Origin of the sequence: Pseudomonas zanjanensis (assembly GCF_014268745.2) — a bacterium.
Lineage (GTDB): Bacteria > Pseudomonadota > Gammaproteobacteria > Pseudomonadales > Pseudomonadaceae > Aquipseudomonas > Aquipseudomonas zanjanensis.
In genome coordinates this window covers 589746-607004 of record NZ_JABWRB020000003.1, presented here as the reverse complement: position 1 = coordinate 607004, position 17259 = coordinate 589746, and the positions used below count along the sequence as shown (strand labels likewise).

12 protein-coding genes are annotated in these 17259 nt (G+C 62.5%); 2 read left to right on the top strand and 10 right to left on the bottom strand.

Annotation, left to right across the window (positions count from 1 at the left end; all coding sequences use genetic code 11):
* Nucleotides 1-55 precede the first annotated feature (55 nt).
* The 4 genes from HU715_RS22445 to hutC all read right to left on the bottom strand — a co-directional run bounded on the left by HU715_RS22445 (nucleotide 56) and on the right by hutC (nucleotide 5082).
* The gene (locus tag HU715_RS22445) at nucleotides 56-1522 is read right to left on the bottom strand and encodes a purine-cytosine permease family protein (RefSeq protein WP_186706119.1); all 1467 of its coding nucleotides are present in this window, start codon (nucleotides 1520-1522) and stop codon (nucleotides 56-58) included.
* Between the two features lie 146 nt (nucleotides 1523-1668).
* Nucleotides 1669-3357 (bottom strand): urocanate hydratase, encoded by a 1689-nt coding sequence (gene hutU, locus HU715_RS22440; protein ID WP_186706120.1) that lies wholly within the window; start codon nucleotides 3355-3357, stop codon nucleotides 1669-1671.
* 448 nt (nucleotides 3358-3805) lie between these two features.
* Nucleotides 3806-4375: a HutD/Ves family protein gene (locus HU715_RS22435; RefSeq protein ID WP_186706121.1), complete on the bottom strand. Its 570-nt coding sequence runs from the start codon at nucleotides 4373-4375 to the stop codon at nucleotides 3806-3808.
* The gene (gene hutC / locus HU715_RS22430; protein WP_014336125.1) at nucleotides 4372-5082 is read right to left on the bottom strand and encodes a histidine utilization transcriptional repressor HutC; all 711 of its coding nucleotides are present in this window, start codon (nucleotides 5080-5082) and stop codon (nucleotides 4372-4374) included. The genes HU715_RS22435 and hutC overlap by 4 nt, the downstream gene beginning before the upstream one ends.
* A gap of 143 nt (nucleotides 5083-5225) precedes the next feature.
* Here hutC and HU715_RS22425 point away from each other — a divergent pair, with 143 nt between their 5' ends.
* Entirely contained in the window at nucleotides 5226-6590 is a 1365-nt protein-coding gene (locus HU715_RS22425; protein ID WP_186706122.1) for a formimidoylglutamate deiminase, read from the top strand.
* A 137-nt stretch (nucleotides 6591-6727) separates the two neighbouring features.
* On the opposite strand, the gene HU715_RS22420 is transcribed toward HU715_RS22425, so the two are convergent.
* Together HU715_RS22420 and HU715_RS22415 are read right to left on the bottom strand one after the other, a co-directional pair.
* The gene (locus tag HU715_RS22420) at nucleotides 6728-7297 is read right to left on the bottom strand and encodes a lipocalin family protein (protein WP_186706123.1); all 570 of its coding nucleotides are present in this window, start codon (nucleotides 7295-7297) and stop codon (nucleotides 6728-6730) included.
* Nucleotides 7298-7328: 31 nt separating this feature from the next.
* A complete protein-coding gene (locus HU715_RS22415; protein WP_003186715.1) occupies nucleotides 7329-7583 on the bottom strand; it encodes a hypothetical protein in 255 nt (84 codons plus the stop codon).
* A gap of 284 nt (nucleotides 7584-7867) precedes the next feature.
* On the opposite strand from HU715_RS22415, the gene HU715_RS22410 reads away from it, so the two are divergent.
* Nucleotides 7868-9760 (top strand): methyl-accepting chemotaxis protein, encoded by a 1893-nt coding sequence (locus HU715_RS22410; protein ID WP_202892779.1) that lies wholly within the window; start codon nucleotides 7868-7870, stop codon nucleotides 9758-9760.
* Nucleotides 9761-10158: 398 nt separating this feature from the next.
* On the opposite strand, the gene HU715_RS22405 is transcribed toward HU715_RS22410, so the two are convergent.
* The 4 genes from HU715_RS22405 to HU715_RS22390 form a co-directional block, all read right to left on the bottom strand.
* Nucleotides 10159-10755, bottom strand: coding sequence for a DUF924 family protein (locus HU715_RS22405; protein ID WP_186706125.1), 597 nt, complete (start codon nucleotides 10753-10755; stop codon nucleotides 10159-10161).
* 3 nt (nucleotides 10756-10758) lie between these two features.
* Nucleotides 10759-11769 (bottom strand): class 1 fructose-bisphosphatase, encoded by a 1011-nt coding sequence (locus tag HU715_RS22400; protein ID WP_030141457.1) that lies wholly within the window; start codon nucleotides 11767-11769, stop codon nucleotides 10759-10761.
* A 239-nt stretch (nucleotides 11770-12008) separates the two neighbouring features.
* A complete protein-coding gene (locus HU715_RS22395; RefSeq protein WP_437182517.1) occupies nucleotides 12009-13352 on the bottom strand; it encodes a DUF3999 domain-containing protein in 1344 nt (447 codons plus the stop codon).
* A 29-nt stretch (nucleotides 13353-13381) separates the two neighbouring features.
* Entirely contained in the window at nucleotides 13382-17005 is a 3624-nt protein-coding gene (locus HU715_RS22390; RefSeq protein ID WP_186706127.1) for a DUF2339 domain-containing protein, read from the bottom strand.
* Nucleotides 17006-17259: the final 254 nt, after the last annotated feature.

Genomic DNA, 17259 nt, shown 5'->3' with positions numbered 1-17259 from the left:
ATCAGTTGGATTGGCTTACGGCAGTCAAGAGGCATCCAGCCCTGTCAACGTCCCATCAGACCGCTTGGATGCGGCCCGCCCTGCTCGGTTGTGCGTCAACCGCGTCCTGCTCGACCGGCAGGATCAATTGATCGGGTACTGCGCTGTGCCACTTCCTGGCGAGGACGTAATACAGCGCCGCCGGAACCACCAGACCGATGATCCAGGAAATATCCACACCGCCCATCTCTTCCACCAGCGGACCGGTATAGAACTTGGTGGCGATAAACGGCAGTTGAACCAGGACACCGAAGACATAGACGCTGATGCCGAGGGCGTTCCAACGACCGTAGCGACCGTTCGGGTCGGCCAGTGCCGGCACGTCATAGCGCTCGCGCGTGATGCAGTAGTAGTCCACCAGGTTGATCGCGCTCCAAGGCGTAAAGAACGCCAGCAAGAACAGGATGAAAGACTTGAACGCACCGAGGAACGAGTGCTGGCCGAGCAGCGCGATCAGCGTCGCAGCGCCGACGATGACCAGCACGAAGACCAGACGCTGCACACGCGTTACGTTCAGGTGCCCCCGGAACCCGCTGATGATGGTCGCAATGCACATGAAGCTGCCGTAGGAGTTCAGCGTGGAGATGGTGACCTTGCCGAACGCGATGCTGAAGTACAGCAACGCAGCCGTGGCACCGGTACCGCCCAGGCCAACGATGTAGGCCACTTCGTGACCGGCGAACTGCCCGTTGGCCGAGGCGGCGGCAAACACGCCGAGGATCATCGCCACTTGTGCGCCGATGACTGAACCGGCACCTGCGGCAAAAAAGGTTTTCACCGAAGAGGTCTTGCTCGGCAGGTAACGCGAATAGTCCGCCACGTAGGGGCCGAAGGCGATCTGCCAGGAGGCCGCGAGCGACACCGCCAGCAGGAAACTGCTCCAGCTGAAATGGCGGATTTGCAGGAGTGCGCCCACGTCGGTCTGGCTGATCAGGCGAGCAAACAGGTAAACAAAGGCAATCACACCAATCACGCTGGCGACACGGCCAATGAAGTGAATCACCCGATACCCGAGCACCGTGACCAACACGATGACACTGGCGAAAATGAGGATGCCGACACTGTCGCTGACGCCGAACAACTGGCCCAGCGCCTGGCCGGAAAGCACCGTGCCCGTTGCGGTGAAACCCAGGTACATCAGGCACACCAGCACGATCGGGATGGCCGCGCCATACACACCAAACTGCACCCGGCTGGAGATCATCTGCGGCAGGCCCAGCTTTGGCCCCTGGGCGGCATGCAACGCCATGACGCCACCGCCGAGCACTTGGCCGATCAGCAAACCGATCAACGACCAGAACACATCACCGCCCAGCACCACCGCCAATGCACCGGTGACGATTGCAGTGATTTGCAGGTTGGCCCCCATCCAGAGGGTGAACTGGCTCAACAGCCGACCGTGTCGCTCCGCTTCCGGGATGTAGTCGATCGAACGTTTCTCGATCAACGGCTTGCTGCTTGCGCGTGAGCTGGTGACAGCCATGGTTCAACCTCTGTGGATTGTTCTGGTTCGGGCAATGCTTTTATTTGTGGGAGCGGGCTTGCTCGCGAAAGCGGTGTGTCATTCAACACATGCCTCGGATGAAAAACCGCCTTCGCGAGCAAGCCCGCTCCCACATGGGGGCTGCGTTATTTGCCAGTAATCATCGGCAGGTTCAGCCCCTGCTCCTTCGCGCAATCAATGGCGATCTGGTAACCGGCATCGGCATGGCGCATCACCCCGGTACCCGGGTCGTTGTGCAGCACGCGGGCAATCCGCTCGGCCGCTTCGTCGGTGCCGTCGCAGACGATCACCATGCCCGAATGCTGGGAGAAGCCCATACCGACGCCGCCACCGTGGTGCAGCGATACCCACGTCGCGCCGCTGGCGGTGTTGAGCAAGGCATTGAGCAGCGGCCAGTCGGAAACGGCGTCGGAGCCGTCCTGCATGGATTCGGTTTCACGGTTCGGGCTGGCCACGGAGCCAGAGTCGAGGTGGTCGCGGCCGATGACGATCGGCGCCGACAACTCACCGCTGCGCACCATCTCGTTGAACGCCAGGCCCAACTTGGCGCGCTGGCCCAGGCCAACCCAGCAGATACGTGCCGGCAAGCCCTGAAAGCTGATGCGCTCGCGAGCCATGTCCAACCAGTTATGCAGGTGGGCGTCGTCGGGGATCAGTTCCTTGACCTTGGCGTCGGTCTTGTAGATGTCCTGCGGGTCACCCGACAGCGCCGCCCAGCGGAACGGGCCGATGCCACGGCAGAACAGCGGACGGATGTACGCCGGGACGAAGCCGGGGAAGTCGAAGGCATTTTCGACGCCCTCTTCCTGGGCCATCTGGCGGATGTTGTTGCCGTAGTCGAAAGTCGGCACACCCATTTTCTGGAAGGCCAACATGGCTTTGACGTGGACGGCCATCGATTGCTTGGCAGCCTTCACCACGGCGGCGGGCTCGGTCTTGGCGCGGGCACGGTATTCGTCCCAGGTCCAGCCGGCCGGCAGGTAGCCGTTGAGGGGATCGTGGGCGCTGGTCTGGTCGGTGACCATGTCCGGGCGCACACCCCGACGGACCATTTCCGGCAGGATTTCAGCCGCGTTCCCACACAGCGCAATGGAAATCGCCTTGCCTTCGGCGGTGTATTTCTCGATGCGCGCCAGGGCGTCGTCGAGGTCTTTGGCCTGCTCGTCGACGTAGCGGGTTTTCAGGCGGAAATCGATGCTCACCTGCTGGCATTCGATGTTCAGCGAGCACGCACCGGCCAAGGTCGCGGCCAACGGTTGCGCACCGCCCATACCGCCCAGGCCGGCGGTCAGCACCCAACGGCCCTTGAGGTTGGAATCGTAATGTTGGCGACCAGCCTCGACGAAGGTTTCATACGTGCCTTGGACGATGCCCTGGCTGCCGATGTAGATCCAGCTGCCGGCGGTCATCTGGCCGTACATGGCCAGGCCCTTGGCGTCGAGTTCGTTGAAGTGCTCCCAGCTGGCCCAGTGCGGCACCAGGTTGGAGTTGGCGATCAGTACGCGGGGGGCGTTGCTGTGGGTCTTGAACACGCCCACCGGCTTGCCGGATTGCACCAGCAGGGTTTCGTCGTCGTTCAGGTGGGTGAGGCTTTCGACGATCTTGTCGTAGCACTCCCAATTGCGCGCCGCGCGGCCGATGCCACCGTAGACCACCAACTCCTTGGGGTTTTCCGCCACTTCCGGGTCGAGGTTGTTCATCAGCATGCGCAGCGGCGCTTCGGTCAGCCAGCTCTTGGCGGTCAGCGTGTTACCGCGAGGGGCGCGAATTTCAACGTCACGGTATTTTTCGGGTTTGCGGGTAGCGTCGGTCACAGCAAAAACTCCTCAGCGATCAATCCAGACCAGCCCGGGCAGTGGGCAGCGATTTCTACGAACGTTGCGTTGAATATCGGTGACTCATACGCATACGTCTTTACTTGTATGTACAAGCATATGCAATCAAGCGGCCAACTTGTTGGCGGGGTGTTCAAGAAAGAGTGGGGATAGGGTTGAAAGCCTTGTGATTGAAGGGCTGCCGAGCTGCATGAAATTATTCAGGAGGGTATCTGAGGGGGAAGTCGGAAGGGCATAGAATCGTGGTATTGCGCCACGCTGGGGCGTTCGGTAACAAGTTGGTGCGCATGGAGGGAACAATGATGTGAGCTTTTGTGGCGAGGGAGCTTGCTCCCGCTGGGCTGCGAAGCAGACCCAAAAAACAGGGCCGCTGCGCGCCCCAGCGGGAGCAAGCTCCCTCGCCACAAAAGCTCTGTCGCAGGACTTCTTAGTGGGCGGTCAGCTCGATCACGCAGCATTGGCCGTGGGTGGTGATTTCCAGCAGCCCGGTATTGCCGCTCAGTTGCAGGCAGTCATAAAGCCCCAGCGCCTCGACAGCCTCATCCATCTTGACCCTCAGCGTCGGCGCGGCACTAAACACCAGCACTGTTGCCGCCTCGCTGAAAAACCGCTGCTGCCCGCCCAACCATTGCAATCGCGCGCGGTAACGCTTCGGTGCGTAGATCAGGTTGAAGTCACGAATCGGTCCGCCCAGCAGCATGCAATGCACATGGCTCTCGCCGCTGAACGCAAAAGGGTCCAGCGGATGCAGAGGACGCGTGGCCTGGCCGTCGACGTTCAACGTCATGCCGTCCCCCTGCAGGACACTGATGACCCGCTCGTAGCCGGCGAAGGTGGAAAAACCACCCGACTCACCGATATCGGCAATCGACAGTCTCCAGCCGAAACCCTCCAGGCCGGTACCGGCATCGCGAGTGATTTCCTCGGTGCTGCCGCCACCGTTCTTCCAAGGCATGCGCGGGTAATCCGCGGCACGTAGCACTTTCAACTGGCTCATTTATGAAAACGCCCTTCCAGACTGTGACGGGAGCCCGGATGGATCAGGCGTGCGGCGGTGACCGGCTGGCGTCCAGACCAAGTGCGGCGGCGAATCAACAAGCACGGCTCACCCCTTTCGATCTGCAACAGCTTGCACTCACTCGGCTCGGCCAGGATCGCCTCCACTACGTGCTCGCCTTCGGTCAGCGGTGCAACCTGGTTCAGGTAGGCGTAGGGGGTTTGCACGGTGAAGTCCTGCTTGAGGTACTCAGGTGCCACCAGTGCGTTGACGAAACGGTCCTCGATTTGCACGGGGATGTCGTTCTCGAAATGCACGATCAGTGAATGGAACACCTTCTGGCCTTCACGCATGTCCAGGGCCAGGGCCCGCTCGGAACCGGCCGCCTCTTCTTCCAGGGTGATGACCTTGCAGCTGTGACGATGACCACGGGAGGCGATTTCATCCGCGATGTTATGCACTTCGAACAACGCGGACTGGCTCTTGGGCTCGGCCACGAAGGTGCCGACGCCCTGCATGCGCACCAACAGGCCGTCGGCGGTCATTTCTCGCAGGGCACGGTTGATGGTCATGCGACTGAAACCCAGCTGGCTGACCAGTTCGCTTTCCGACGGCACACGGTAATGCGGCGGCCAGTTTCCACTGTCGATCTGCTGGGTAATCATTTGTTTAACGCGGGCGTACAAGGGCGCCGGACTGTCACCCATGTTTGCGGCCAGCGGCGGTTTGGCAGGCGGAGTCGGCACGGCGGTTCCCTGTTCTGCGAATAAGGTTGCTAGCTTGCCGGAGTTTACCGGCCAGGCAAACGTCTGTATATGTATATACAAATTACGCACGATGAGGTTGAACCATGTCCGCCTTCTTTGCCGAACGCGCGCTGCTGCCTAGTGGATGGGCCAATGATGTACGTCTTGAGGTGGATGCCGCAGGCGTCCTGACCCATATCCAGGCCGGCTCCCACGCAGATGGCGCCGAACGGCTGGGCGGTCCGCTATTGCCGGGCATGCCGAACCTGCACTCCCACGCCTTCCAACGGGCGATGGCCGGGCTGGCGGAAGTGGCGGGCAATCCCAACGACAGTTTCTGGACCTGGCGCGACTTGATGTACCGCCTCGTCGGAAAAATCAGCCCCGACCAACTCGGCGTCATCGCCCGCCAGCTGTACATCGAAATGCTCAAGGCCGGCTACACCTCGGTCGCCGAATTCCACTATGTCCACCATGACACCGACGGCGCGCCCTACGCCGACCCGGCGGAGCTGGCCCTGCGTATCAGCCACGCCGCCAGCGCCGCCGGCATTGGCCTGACGCTGCTGCCGGTGCTCTACAGCCATTCCGGCTTTGGCGGCCAGGCCCCCAACGACGGGCAGCGCCGCTTCATCAACAACACCGAAAACTACTTGAAACTTCAGTCGCGCTTGCAGCCGATCCTGGCCGGGCAAGCGTCCCAGGCGCTGGGCCTGTGCTTCCACTCGCTGCGCGCCGTGACACCCGGGCAGATCCAGGACGTGCTGGCTGCCAGCGACCGTGATTGCCCGGTGCACATCCACATCGCCGAGCAGCAAAAGGAAGTCGACGACTGCCTGGGCTGGAGCGGCGCGCGTCCGCTGCAATGGCTGTATGACAACACCGAGGTCGATCAGCGCTGGTGCCTGGTCCACGCCACCCACGCCAACGCCCAGGAAGTCAGCCTCATGGCCAAGAGCCGGGCGATTGCCGGCCTGTGCCTGACCACCGAAGCCAACCTGGGGGACGGGATTTTCCCGGCCGTGGATTTCCTCGCCCAGGGCGGACGCCTCGGTATTGGCTCCGACAGCCATGTGTCATTGAGCGTGGTCGAAGAATTGCGCTGGCTGGAATATGGCCAGCGCCTGCGGGATCAACGGCGCAACCGCTTGTACCGGGCGGATCAGCCGATGGTTGGCCGCACCTTGTTTGACGCCGCATTGGAAGGCGGCGCCCAGGCCCTGGGGCAGCCGATCGGCGCTCTCGAAATCGGCAAGCGCGCCGACTGGCTGGTGCTCGATGGCAGCGACCCGTATTTGGCCACGGCCCAAGGCGACGGGATCCTCAATCGCTGGCTGTTCGCCGGCGGCGATCGCCAGGTGCGCGATGTGATGGTCGGCGGACAGTGGGTGGTGCGTGAGGGGCGTCATGCCGGCGAAGAAGAAAGCGCCCGGGCGTTTACCCAGGTATTGCGCGAATTGCTGGGCTGACCCCAAGAATCAATGTGACAGATACCAAATGTGGGAGCGAGCTTGCTCGCGAATGCGGTGTACCAGACACCTAGATGTCGACTGATACACCGCATTCGCGAGCAAGCCCGCTCCCACACTATGATCCCAGGCGTCGCTTAGTCCGAAGTCTTGGCCATCTGCCGGTCCGACGCGCGCCAGACCAGGCGTGTCGTGTCGTAACCCTGCTGGCGCGCCTTGCTCAGCAATTCCTCGCGCACGACGCTGTTGACGGTCGGTGTGCGGGACAGCAGCCACATGTAGCGACGGCTCGGGTCGCCGACGATGGCGGTCTTGTAGTCATCGCTGACATAGAGCACCCAGTATTGCCCCTTCGCCACGCCCGGGACGATCCGGGAAAACCAGTTATCGAATTCGACCCAGAGCTTGTCGGTCTTGCCCGGCACCTGCGGCGTCGCGGTGCCCCTGGCTTCTTCCCACTGCCAGTCCGAGGTCAGGCAGCGATTGAGCACGCCAACGTTGCCGTCTGGCTTGAGGGTGTAGTGCGCTTCCGATTGCGCGCAATTGCGCTGGAAATACATGGGCAGGCGGGCCAACTCATACCAGGTCCCCTGGTAACGCTTGAGATTGACGCTGTTGACCGTCTTGGGTGCCAACGGATCCTCGCCAGAAGTGGCACAGCCAGCCAATATCAGGCCGGCCAAAAGCACAAAAACTAACCGCATCATTATTTTTCTCCCGCAGGCCTGTGGCCTCGGTTTACTTCAGGCCTTGGCCGGAAAACATCAACACTTTGTCACCGGCGTACTGCACGCTGATAAAGCTTTTCTGGTCGCCCCAGGTGCAGCTGGACATGCCGAGGGCGCCTGAGCAATCGGTCGGTTTCCCCAGCAACGTTTCGACTTCGGCCTTGGGCATGCCAGCCGACAGCTTCGAATAGTTTTCCTGGTTGACCTTGCTGCATGCGGTCAGCACGACGCACATAAACAGCAGAGCGATAGAACGCAGCGACATGGTGTAACTCCTGGAGCGGAAGGGAGGTGGCAGGGTGCCAACCTGATCCTTAGAAGAGAAAACCCCTATCTGGTTCCCTCGCGCCGCCAGTATTTATTGGCCGTACAGAGGTGTTTCAGGAATGAATCAACCGGATTGTGACGCCGTCGTACCTTTCGTCGGGATTGGACCCGGGACGCCTGATGAGCCGGGCTTCTACGCCGATAAAAAGTCACAGCGCAAAATCCTGCGTTATGGCAAATTGACAGCCCGTCCTGACCCGTCCCTCCGCGGTAGTGTTCTTAATGACCAGAAACATGAAATTCAGCCATAAAATCCTGCTGGCTGCTGCCCTCGTGGTGGCCGTTGCTTTCGCCTGTTTCATCCTGTTCAACGACTACCGTCAACGCCAAAGCCTGCACGCCAGCACCGAGACTTCCATGCAGGAGCTCGGCAGCCTGACCAGCCGTAACATCCAGACATGGGTCGACGGCCGTATCCAATTGCTGCAATCGCTGGCCCAACAGATCGCCGTGGACGGCAGCGGTGCCGACAGCCTCAAGCGCGCCGTGGGCTTGCCGGCCTATACCGGCAACTTCCAGCTCAGCTATTTCGGCGGTACCGACGGCGTGATGTTCTCGGTGCCGGCCGGCAATCGCGCCGCCGACTACGACCCTCGCGCCCGTGGCTGGTACAAGGCTGCCAACAGCGCACAGCAAACCATCGTCACTGAACCCTACATCGCCGCCTCGTCGGGCAAGCTGGTGATCACCGTCGCCACCCCGGTACAACGCCAGAACCAGATGATCGGCGTGGCCGGTGCGGACATCGACCTGTCCAGCGTCAGCGCCATCATCAACTCGCTGAACTTCGGCGGCCACGGCCACGCGTTCATCGTCAGCGCCGACGGCAAGATCCTGATCCACCCCGACAGCAAGCGCGTGCTCAAGACCCTGGCCGAGGCCTACCCCAACGGCGCGCCGCAAATCAGCCCGGGCGTGAAAGAAGTCGACCTCGACGGCAAGACCCAATTCATCTCCTTCACCCGGGTCAATGGTGTGCCGGGCGCCGATTGGTACGTGGCGCTGGTGCTCGACAAGGACACCGCCCTGGCGATGCTCAGTGAGTTCCGCACTTCGGCACTGATCGCCATGTTCATCGCCGTGGTGTTCATCATCGCTTTGCTGGGCATGTTGATCCGCGTGTTGATGCAACCGCTGCTGACCATGGGCCGCGCCATGCATGACATCGCCGAAGGCGAAGGCGACCTGACTCGGCGCCTGGTGATCCACGGCCAGGACGAATTCGGCGCCCTGGGCACGTCGTTCAACCGTTTTGTCGAGCGCATTCACACCTCGATCCGCGAAGTGGCCTCGGCCACCGGCCAGGTCAACGAAGTCGCCCTGCGCGTGGTCAGTGCATCCAACTCGTCGATGTTCAACTCCGACCAACAGGCGTCGCGCACCAGCAGCGTGGCCGCGGCCATCAACCAGCTCGGCGCCGCCGCCCAGGAAATCGCCCAGAATGCCGCCCTCGCCTCGCAACATTCCAGCGAGGCCCGCAACCTGGCCGAAGATGGCCAGCAAGTGGTGGATAAAACCATCGCGGCCATGCAGCAGTTGTCAGCCAAGATCAGCGATTCGTGCGGCAACATCGAAACCTTGAACAGCAACACGGTGAACATCGGCCAGATCCTCGAGGTGATCACCAGCATCTCCCAGCAAACCAACCTGCTCGCCCTCAACGCCGCCATCGAAGCGGCACGGGCCGGTGAAGCCGGGCGCGGCTTCGCGGTGGTGGCCGATGAAGTGCGCAACCTGGCCCACCGCACCCAGGACTCGGCGCAACAAGTGCAGAAGATGATCGAAGAACTGCAAGTCGGCGCACGGGAAGCGGTACTGACCATGACCGACAGCCAGCGCCAGAGCGAAGGCAGCGTCAGCATCGCCAACCAGGCTGGCGAACGACTGGGCAGCGTGACCCAACGCATCGGTGAAATCGACGGCATGAATCAATCCGTGGCAACCGCCACCGAAGAACAGACCGCCGTGGTGGAATCGATCAACGTCGACATCACCGAGATCAACACGCTGAACCAGGAAGGCGTGGAAAACCTGCAAGCCACCTTGCGGGCCTGTGCCGACCTCGAACAACAGGCGGCGCGGCTTAAGCAGTTGGTGGGCAGTTTCCGGATCTAGTGCTTTCAAGGGCCCTTTCGCGAGCAAGCCCGCTCCCACAGTTGACCGCGTTCCGTCAGGGAAACCTGATCAGCTGTGGGAGCGGGCTTGCTCGCGAAGAGGCCGGCACATCCAACATTTTCGTCGACTGTGGCACCCCTATCGCGAGCAAGCTCGCTCCCACAATGGACTTGCGGTGTCACCGAATTGGATGAGATGGATCTTCAATGAGCGTACATGGAGAATTTACAGACTTGCCCCGCTCTTAAGCAGCAAGCATCGCGGTTGAAGCATCTGGCCCCATCGCGAGCAGGCTCGCTCCCACACTGGGTTTCTGTTGAGCAGCAAAAGGTGCGTCCGTGGAAGATCAACTGTGGGAGCGAGCCTGCTCGCGATGGCGATAGCGGCCACAACACTATTTAGAACCTGGACCCAGGCCTACTCAAGAACTCCACTTCCTCAGCCGTGGACTCGCGCCCCAACACCGCATTGCGATGGGGAAAGCGGCCAAACCGCGCAATGATCTTCTGATGCCGCTCGGCATAGTCCAGGTTATCTTCAAACACCGCCCGCTGCGCCTCCGGCTGCTCTCGCACCAGGTCGATAAACCGCGACACGGCTTCGTTCTGCACCGCGAGATTTTCGCAGTGTTCGAGTACGAGGTAGATGAATACGCGCTGGATGGGTTTGAGTTGCTGATCGAAGCCCGCCGCCAGTCCTTGAGCCACCAGCGCTTGGGCACGCAGGTCGCCGGAAAAACCTTCGGGGGTGTTGCGATAGATCATCCGGGGGAGTTGATCCAATAGCAGCACCAAGGCCAGCCAACCTTCCGGGCGTTGCGCCCAATCGGTCAATCCACCGGCCAGTGCCTGCTCGACCTGATCACCGAAGCGCTCTTGCGCCTGGCGATCATGGCCTTTGCCAAACCATAGCTTGCCCTTGTCAGCCGCGATCTCATCTGGTTTTTCGGCTGTGCCAAACCACCAATCGAGCAACGGCTGCCAGGGCTCGGCCATGATTTACTCCTTGTGGTAAGCCGTGGCGCGGGCCACTTCTTCCTTCGAACCGAGGAACACGGCCACGCGCTGGTGCAGGCCTTCAGGCTTGATATCAAGGATGCGCTGGTGGCCATCGGTGGAAGCGCCACCGGCCTGCTCCACCAGGAACGACATCGGGTTGGCTTCGTACATCAGGCGCAGCTTGCCTGGCTTGGAGGGCTCGCGGCTGTCGCGCGGGTACATGAACAGGCCACCACGGGTCAGGATCCGGTGCACATCGGCAACCATCGCGGCAACCCAGCGCATGTTGTAGTTCTTCTTCAGCGGGCCTTCTTCACCGGCCAGCAACTCACTGACGTAGCGTTGTACCGGAGCTTCCCAGTGACGCTGGTTGGACATGTTGATGGCGAATTCCTGGGTGGTTTCAGGAATGGTGATGTCTTCGTGGGTCAGGACGAAGCTGCCCATCTCGCGGTCCAGGGTGAAGCCCTTGACGCCGTCGCCCAAGGTCAGCACCAGCATGGTCTGCGGGCCGTAGATGGCATAACCGGCGGCAACCTGCTCGGTGCCTGGCTGCAAGAAGGCCTTTTCATTCAGGGCTTCGTTCTGGCTCAGGTACTCGTTCGGGCAACGCAGTACCGAAAAGATGGTGCCGACCGGCGCGTTGATGTCGATGTTCGACGAACCGTCCAGTGGGTCGAACACCAGCAGGTAGGCACCCTTGGGATATTTGCCGGGGATCTGGTAGGCATTGTCCATTTCCTCGGACGCCATGCCCGCCAGGTGACCACCCCATTCGTTGGCTTCGAGCAGGATTTCGTTGGACAGCACGTCCAGCTTCTTCTGCACTTCGCCCTGCACGTTTTCGGTGCCCATGCTGCCCAGGACACCACCCAAGGCGCCTTTGGAGACGGCGTGGCTGATCTCCTTGCACGCACGCGCCACCACTTCGATCAAAAAGCGCAGATCGGCAGGGGTATTGTTGCTGCGGGTCTGCTCAATCAAATAGCGACTCAAGGTAACGCGGGACATGGACGGCTCCGAAGAATAGGGGGCGGAAAACCCGCGCAGTTTAGCGCGAGTCGGGACTTAATTCCTCCTATGAGACGGGATATGGAGGATTGAGTTCACAGGCCGGCGGTTGCTCGTGGATTTTGGGTGGATGGAAGACCGCTTTCGCGAGCAAGCCCGCTCCCACATTGGAATGCGGACTCCTGTGGGAGCGGGCTTGCTCGCGAAACAGGCGACTCGGTTTATCGGTTGTCCCAAACTCAGGATTTGACCGGCGGCTTGCGCAGCAGGCTGAAGGCCATCGCCGCGAGGAACAGCACACTGAGCAGCAACACTGCCCACAAGCCGATTTTCTTCCAGTCACTACCCACCGCCGCAGGCGCAGATGCAGGGGCTACAGTCGGCGTCGAAGTGGCCGAGCCGTTCACTGTCGCCGTCCCCAGCGTCGCCAGGCGCGACGGTTTGTAATCGGGCACCAGCGTGGTCAATGGCAGGCTGGCCGTCTTGGCTGTCGCGCTGCCCAGCGCCAGGCGGTAGGGGCCTTCGCCCCGCGCCAGGAACACCACTTGGGTCGGACGCACGGCAAAGCGCAACGCCGGGGCTTCGGTTCCCAGGCCACCGCCGCGCTCGTCCACGGTCAATTTCAGTTGCTGCACGGTCTGGCCGGACAGTTGCAAACGGTTTTGCAGCACGTCCTGGCCGTTCTGGGTCAGGCGATAAAGCAAACCAGCGCCCAGCGGCTGCCACGGATGGCTGCTTTCGCGGCGGCCAGCCAGGGTCACCGGCGCCAGGCTGTTGGCCTGGCTCAGTTCGACCTCCACCTGTTCGATGTTCAGCCCCATGGGCAGCTGCCAGGTGTATTCACCGGTCTTCGTCGTGCTGCCGGCCAACGGCTGCGACCAGGCCAGTGGCAACGGCAGGTTTTCGCGGCTGGCGCTTTGCAACTGGGCCGAGGTCAGCACCGGCGCCGAGGACGGCGAATCCCACAGCAGCCGCAGATAGCGCGCCGGCTGCCCCGGCAGGTTCACTTCATGCTGTTCGACCTGCTCGTCGGCAAAGGTCAGGCGCGCCACCTGGCCTTCGCCCCATGACTGCCAGTGCTGCAAATCGTCGCTGGCCTCAATGGTGAATCGCTGGAAGCCGTCGCGCTCGCTGGTCCAGTCGAGGATCAACTGCTGCAGCGGTGCCTTGATCGCACTGGCATCCAACAACCAGCCACGCAACGCCTCTTCCCCGGCTTCGAGCCGGCTGGCGGGCTGCACTTCCACCAGGGTGCCATTGGCGTTCGATTGCACCCGCACGCTGGGCGCGCGCTCGTTGTCATCGGCGGCGTTGTACAGCGGGAACCACTTCACGTCGGTGAGGGTGCGGTTTTCCCGGCTCTGGGCCGACTCGCGCACCAAGGCGTAGGCCTGGGCCTGGCCGGCGGCGTTGAAGACCCGCAGGTCACTCAGGTCGGTCTGCCGCGCTTGCAATTGAACATCCAATGGCAATGGCAGGCGATACCACGGCCCTTCGCCGCTCAAGGCCAACGGCACCTGATGGGCGAAATCCGCCGGTTGCTCCTGGGCCGTAGCCGACAAGACCACCCACAAGCCGACCATACCCAGCCCGATCCGATTCAACGTGCGACTCAAGATGACACTCCCTCACTGACAGGCATCGGCGGCTCGACCGGTGAGGCCGTTTCCGGGCGTTTTGGCGGCAGCGGCGCGAAGTAGCCCACCACCAGCAACAACACGCCCACGCCGATAAACGACACGATCCGCGCCAGACCGCCACGGTTACTCAATTCGACAAAGAACAGCTTCGCCACGACCACGGCGATCAACGCCGCGCCCACCAGCCACACTTCCCGGCGATGGCGCAGGTGCCCCCCGATCATCAGGCCCAGGGCGATCAGGGTCCAGACAATGGACAAGCCGGCCTGCACGAACATTGACTCGAGCAACGCATCCAGCTCGTACGGCACGCCCATCCACTGGTGGGCAGTGCGCATCACCAGGGCAGTGAAGAACGCGAACAGCGACACACCGGCGATCAACTGGGCGATGTGCCCGACGCGACTCCAGCGGTTCGTCGATTGCGCCACGGCGTTGCGAGCCCACACATAGATACCGAACAAGGCGAACAGCAGGCCCAGTTCCAGGGGATTGAGCAACGGCACATAAGGCAGTGGCTCTGAGTTGCCATCACTGAAGGTGTTGGTCAACCAGAACCAACCGAGCATCAACAGCGCCATGGGCGCCGCCGCATAGACACGGTATTCGCGCGGCTGGGCCGAGACCGGCCATGGCAAGGTACGCGGCGTGGCCATCAGCACCAGGTACAAGCCAGGCAGGATCGCCCAGGCCAGCCAGCGCCAGGCATTGTACTGCTCGGACAGCAACAGCAGGCCGTAACGCAACTCCAGCATCAACACCGCCATCAGCAACCAGCAACCGAGGACGTGGGCCGTGCTGCGCGCCTGCGCCGGCAGCGTCTCGGCCAAGCGCTTGAGCGAGAGGAAATGCACGGCGAATACCGCCAGCCAGGCCAGCCAACCAAAGTTCGCCGCCGGGTGGTAATGGCTGTGCCCCGTTGCCACCAGCACACAACCCGCCGCCGGGATCAACAAGGTGCACAGCAGCCCCAGCGCCGGCCATTTCAAGCGCAGCGACAATACGCTCCACACCGCCACGCTGAGCGCCGCGACCGCCAACAGCAAGCTGCCTTGCAGATTCGCCGGGGCGAAGCGCAGCACTTCGCTGACCCACGCCAGCGCCCACCAACCGGCGCCCCAGATCAGCAACAGCTCGGACAGGCGCTGCAAGCTCAAGGCATCGAGTTCCTGCGCCGCATGCGCCCGTTGCAGGCGCCATGCCCCCACCAGCGCTGCCAGCCCCAGCACCAACGGCGTCCAGAAGCCGCTATGGGCCAGGGGCCGCAGGTCCTCGGCATTGAGCGGCCCCAACAGCGCCGGCCCCGCCGTCAGGAACGCCGCACCGCCCAGCAGTTGCAGCAGCAGGCCGAAGACAAAGCTCACCCGTTGTTTCAAGTACAGGCTCAGCCAGATGATCAACAGGCCGCTGGCCGCCCATACGCCGCTCGCCGTTTGCCACGGCAGGACGAACAGCACCGCGAGATTGATCAGCACCAGCCCCGCCAGCAATACCACTGACAAGCCGCGCAGCAGCCGGACATCGTTGCGCACCATGTCGTCGCGCGCCGCCAGCAACATGCCGCCGATCAACGCCAGGCCGATCAGCGAAGCACTGAGCAAACCGCTCCAACCCGCGCTGAACACCGCTGAGGCATCGCCCTCGGCACCTTGCAAGCGCAACAGGAACAGCGCGCCGCCGAGCAATTGCACCGCAAACGCCGTGAACAGGAAGCTACGCGATTGCAGGCGCAGGCCGACAAACAGCGTCGCCAAACCGGCGAGGGCCCAGGCAATGGCGGTGCCGTGGGTGAGGAAGAACAGCGGTGCCAGCAGATAGAGGAAACTCAGCCCCAGCACCGCCAGCATAGGCCGGCCTTGGCGTTCCCAATGCGAACAGTGTCCGGGTTCAGCCTTGAGCAACTGGTAGAAGGTGAACAGCAAGGCGCCGCCGAGCATCAATGCCCCCAGCGGTGAACCATCGAGCAGGCTGCCGTCGCCAGTGCGCAACTCGCTGAGGAACGCCAGTGCCGAGCCCACTTGCAGCAACAAGGCAAAAGCCCGGGCCAATGGACGTTGCTGGCGCAGGCCCAGCCAGAAGATCCCCGCGCCTTCCACGGCCCACGCCGCCGCGGTCCAACGGGCATCGAGCCCCAACGGAATCGCCAGGCTGGCAAAAATCACCCCCAGGGCCAGGCAGGTTTCCGCCAACAGCAGGGCGCGCCCACCCATCAATAGCCGAGCCAGGCCCATGTAGATCATGCCCAGGGCCAGGGCGCTGAAGGCGGCGGCGAATTCAAGGTGCTGCACCAACGCGAACTGCAAGCCGAAGCCCACCAGCGGCGGGCCGAAGAGCATGCTGCCGTCCACGTAATCGCCCTTGCGCGCCGACCAGCGCAGCAACGCCTCGCGGCTAGCGTCCTCGGGAGCGTCGCTCATTTCCAACAATTTGCGCCGCGTGAACAGCAAGCCAATCGCCAGGTAGATGAGGAAGAACAGGATCAGGAACGGCTCGGTGCTCCACAGCAGTTCCGGTGCGTAGGAACGCAGGCCCCAGGCGAAACCGATGCCGAAGGTGCCGACAAAACCGATCAGGTTGAGCAGGCGCCAGGCCTTGAACCAGGCAATCGCGAGGATGCCGGCATTGAGCAGGATGAAATAGCTGAACAGGGCAACGTGGTTGCCGCTGCCAGTGGAGGTCAGGATCGGGGCGGCAAACCCACCCAGCGCCGCAGCAGCAGCCAGGCCCATGGCGTTCTGCGTAACCGCGAGGATCGCCGAGAACACCGTGACCGCCACCAGCAAACCCAGGGCCGCCTTGGAATCGAGCAACGGATGCAGGCGCATGGCGGCGAACACCGTCAGGTACAGCACGGCGATCCCGGTCCCCTGGAGCATCAGCGCATAACTGCTGTTGCGTTGGCGCAACCACCAGCCCAGGCCCAGCAGGCCCAACGCACTGGCCGCCACACCGGCGTAACGCACTTCGATCGGCACCACCATGCCTTCGGTGGCGTAGCGCAGCAAGAACGCCAGGCCGAGGAACAACAGCAGCACACCGACTCGCAGCACGGTATTGCCGCCAAACAGCCAGTTGCGCGCGCCCGTCACGGCGCGGTCGAACAGATTCGGGCCGCGCGGGGCCGCCGGCTCCGCAGCGATCGGCTCCAGGGGCAAAGGGGCAAAGTCGCGGTTGGCACGTCGACTGGACGTCTCTGGCGCGGGCGTCCAAATGTCATCGGGCAACGGCTGGCTGGCCTGGCTGGCCATCGCGGAAACGGGTTCGAGGTCTGGCGGCAACTCCCAGACGAGCTGCGGCTCGGTGCGCGTTGCAGGGCGCGAGGCCTGGGGCTCGACTACCTCGGGCGCTGGCGCCGGATCAGGCGGTTCGGCCACATTGCCGCGTTCGAGAACCGCCAGGCGGGCTTCCAACGTGAGCACGCTCTGCTGGGCTTCTTGCAACAAGATCTGTTGCTTGGCCGCCTGGATAGCCAGGCGCCCCAGTCGAAACGACTGGGCGATGCCAAGCCCCACCAGTGCGCCTATCAGCGCATCGGCGAACGACTCGTCCACCACCCAGCCGAGTGCCAGGCCCAACAACGTCAAGATCCATTGCATGGTCGATATCCCTAAGCGGCCCGTTGCGGGCGTAACCGGGGTGATGCGGTGCCTGGATCAGTCTAGTGGAAACCCCCAAACCCTGTGGGAGCGAGCCTGCTCGCGAAAGGGCCTTCAAACCGAACATCAATGTTGGCTGACAGACCGCTTTCGCGAGCAGGCTCGCTCCCACAATGGCCCTATCTGACTGAGCCTATGACACCACAGCCCGGCGAAACTGGCGCCTAGTATATCGACGAAGCCCAACCGCCGTT

What these genes read in the sequence shown, in the direction of transcription:
- HU715_RS22415 (WP_003186715.1), bottom strand. Translation starts at nt 7,583, where the DNA reads ATGTCGCTGCGTTCTATCGCTCTGCTGTTTATGTGCGTCGTGCTGACC.
- HU715_RS22395 (WP_437182517.1), bottom strand. Translation starts at nt 13,352, where the DNA reads ATGGTCGGCTTGTGGGTGGTCTTGTCGGCTACGGCCCAGGAGCAACCG.
- HU715_RS22445 (WP_186706119.1), bottom strand. Translation starts at nt 1,522, where the DNA reads ATGGCTGTCACCAGCTCACGCGCAAGCAGCAAGCCGTTGATCGAGAAA.
- HU715_RS22420 (WP_186706123.1), bottom strand. Translation starts at nt 7,297, where the DNA reads ATGATGCGGTTAGTTTTTGTGCTTTTGGCCGGCCTGATATTGGCTGGC.
- HU715_RS22390 (WP_186706127.1), bottom strand. Translation starts at nt 17,005, where the DNA reads ATGCAATGGATCTTGACGTTGTTGGGCCTGGCACTCGGCTGGGTGGTG.
- HU715_RS22425 (WP_186706122.1), top strand. Translation starts at nt 5,226, where the DNA reads ATGTCCGCCTTCTTTGCCGAACGCGCGCTGCTGCCTAGTGGATGGGCC.
- HU715_RS22435 (WP_186706121.1), bottom strand. Translation starts at nt 4,375, where the DNA reads ATGAGCCAGTTGAAAGTGCTACGTGCCGCGGATTACCCGCGCATGCCT.
- hutC (WP_014336125.1), bottom strand. Translation starts at nt 5,082, where the DNA reads ATGGGTGACAGTCCGGCGCCCTTGTACGCCCGCGTTAAACAAATGATT.
- HU715_RS22400 (WP_030141457.1), bottom strand. Translation starts at nt 11,769, where the DNA reads ATGTCCCGCGTTACCTTGAGTCGCTATTTGATTGAGCAGACCCGCAGC.
- HU715_RS22410 (WP_202892779.1), top strand. Translation starts at nt 7,868, where the DNA reads ATGACCAGAAACATGAAATTCAGCCATAAAATCCTGCTGGCTGCTGCC.
- HU715_RS22405 (WP_186706125.1), bottom strand. Translation starts at nt 10,755, where the DNA reads ATGGCCGAGCCCTGGCAGCCGTTGCTCGATTGGTGGTTTGGCACAGCC.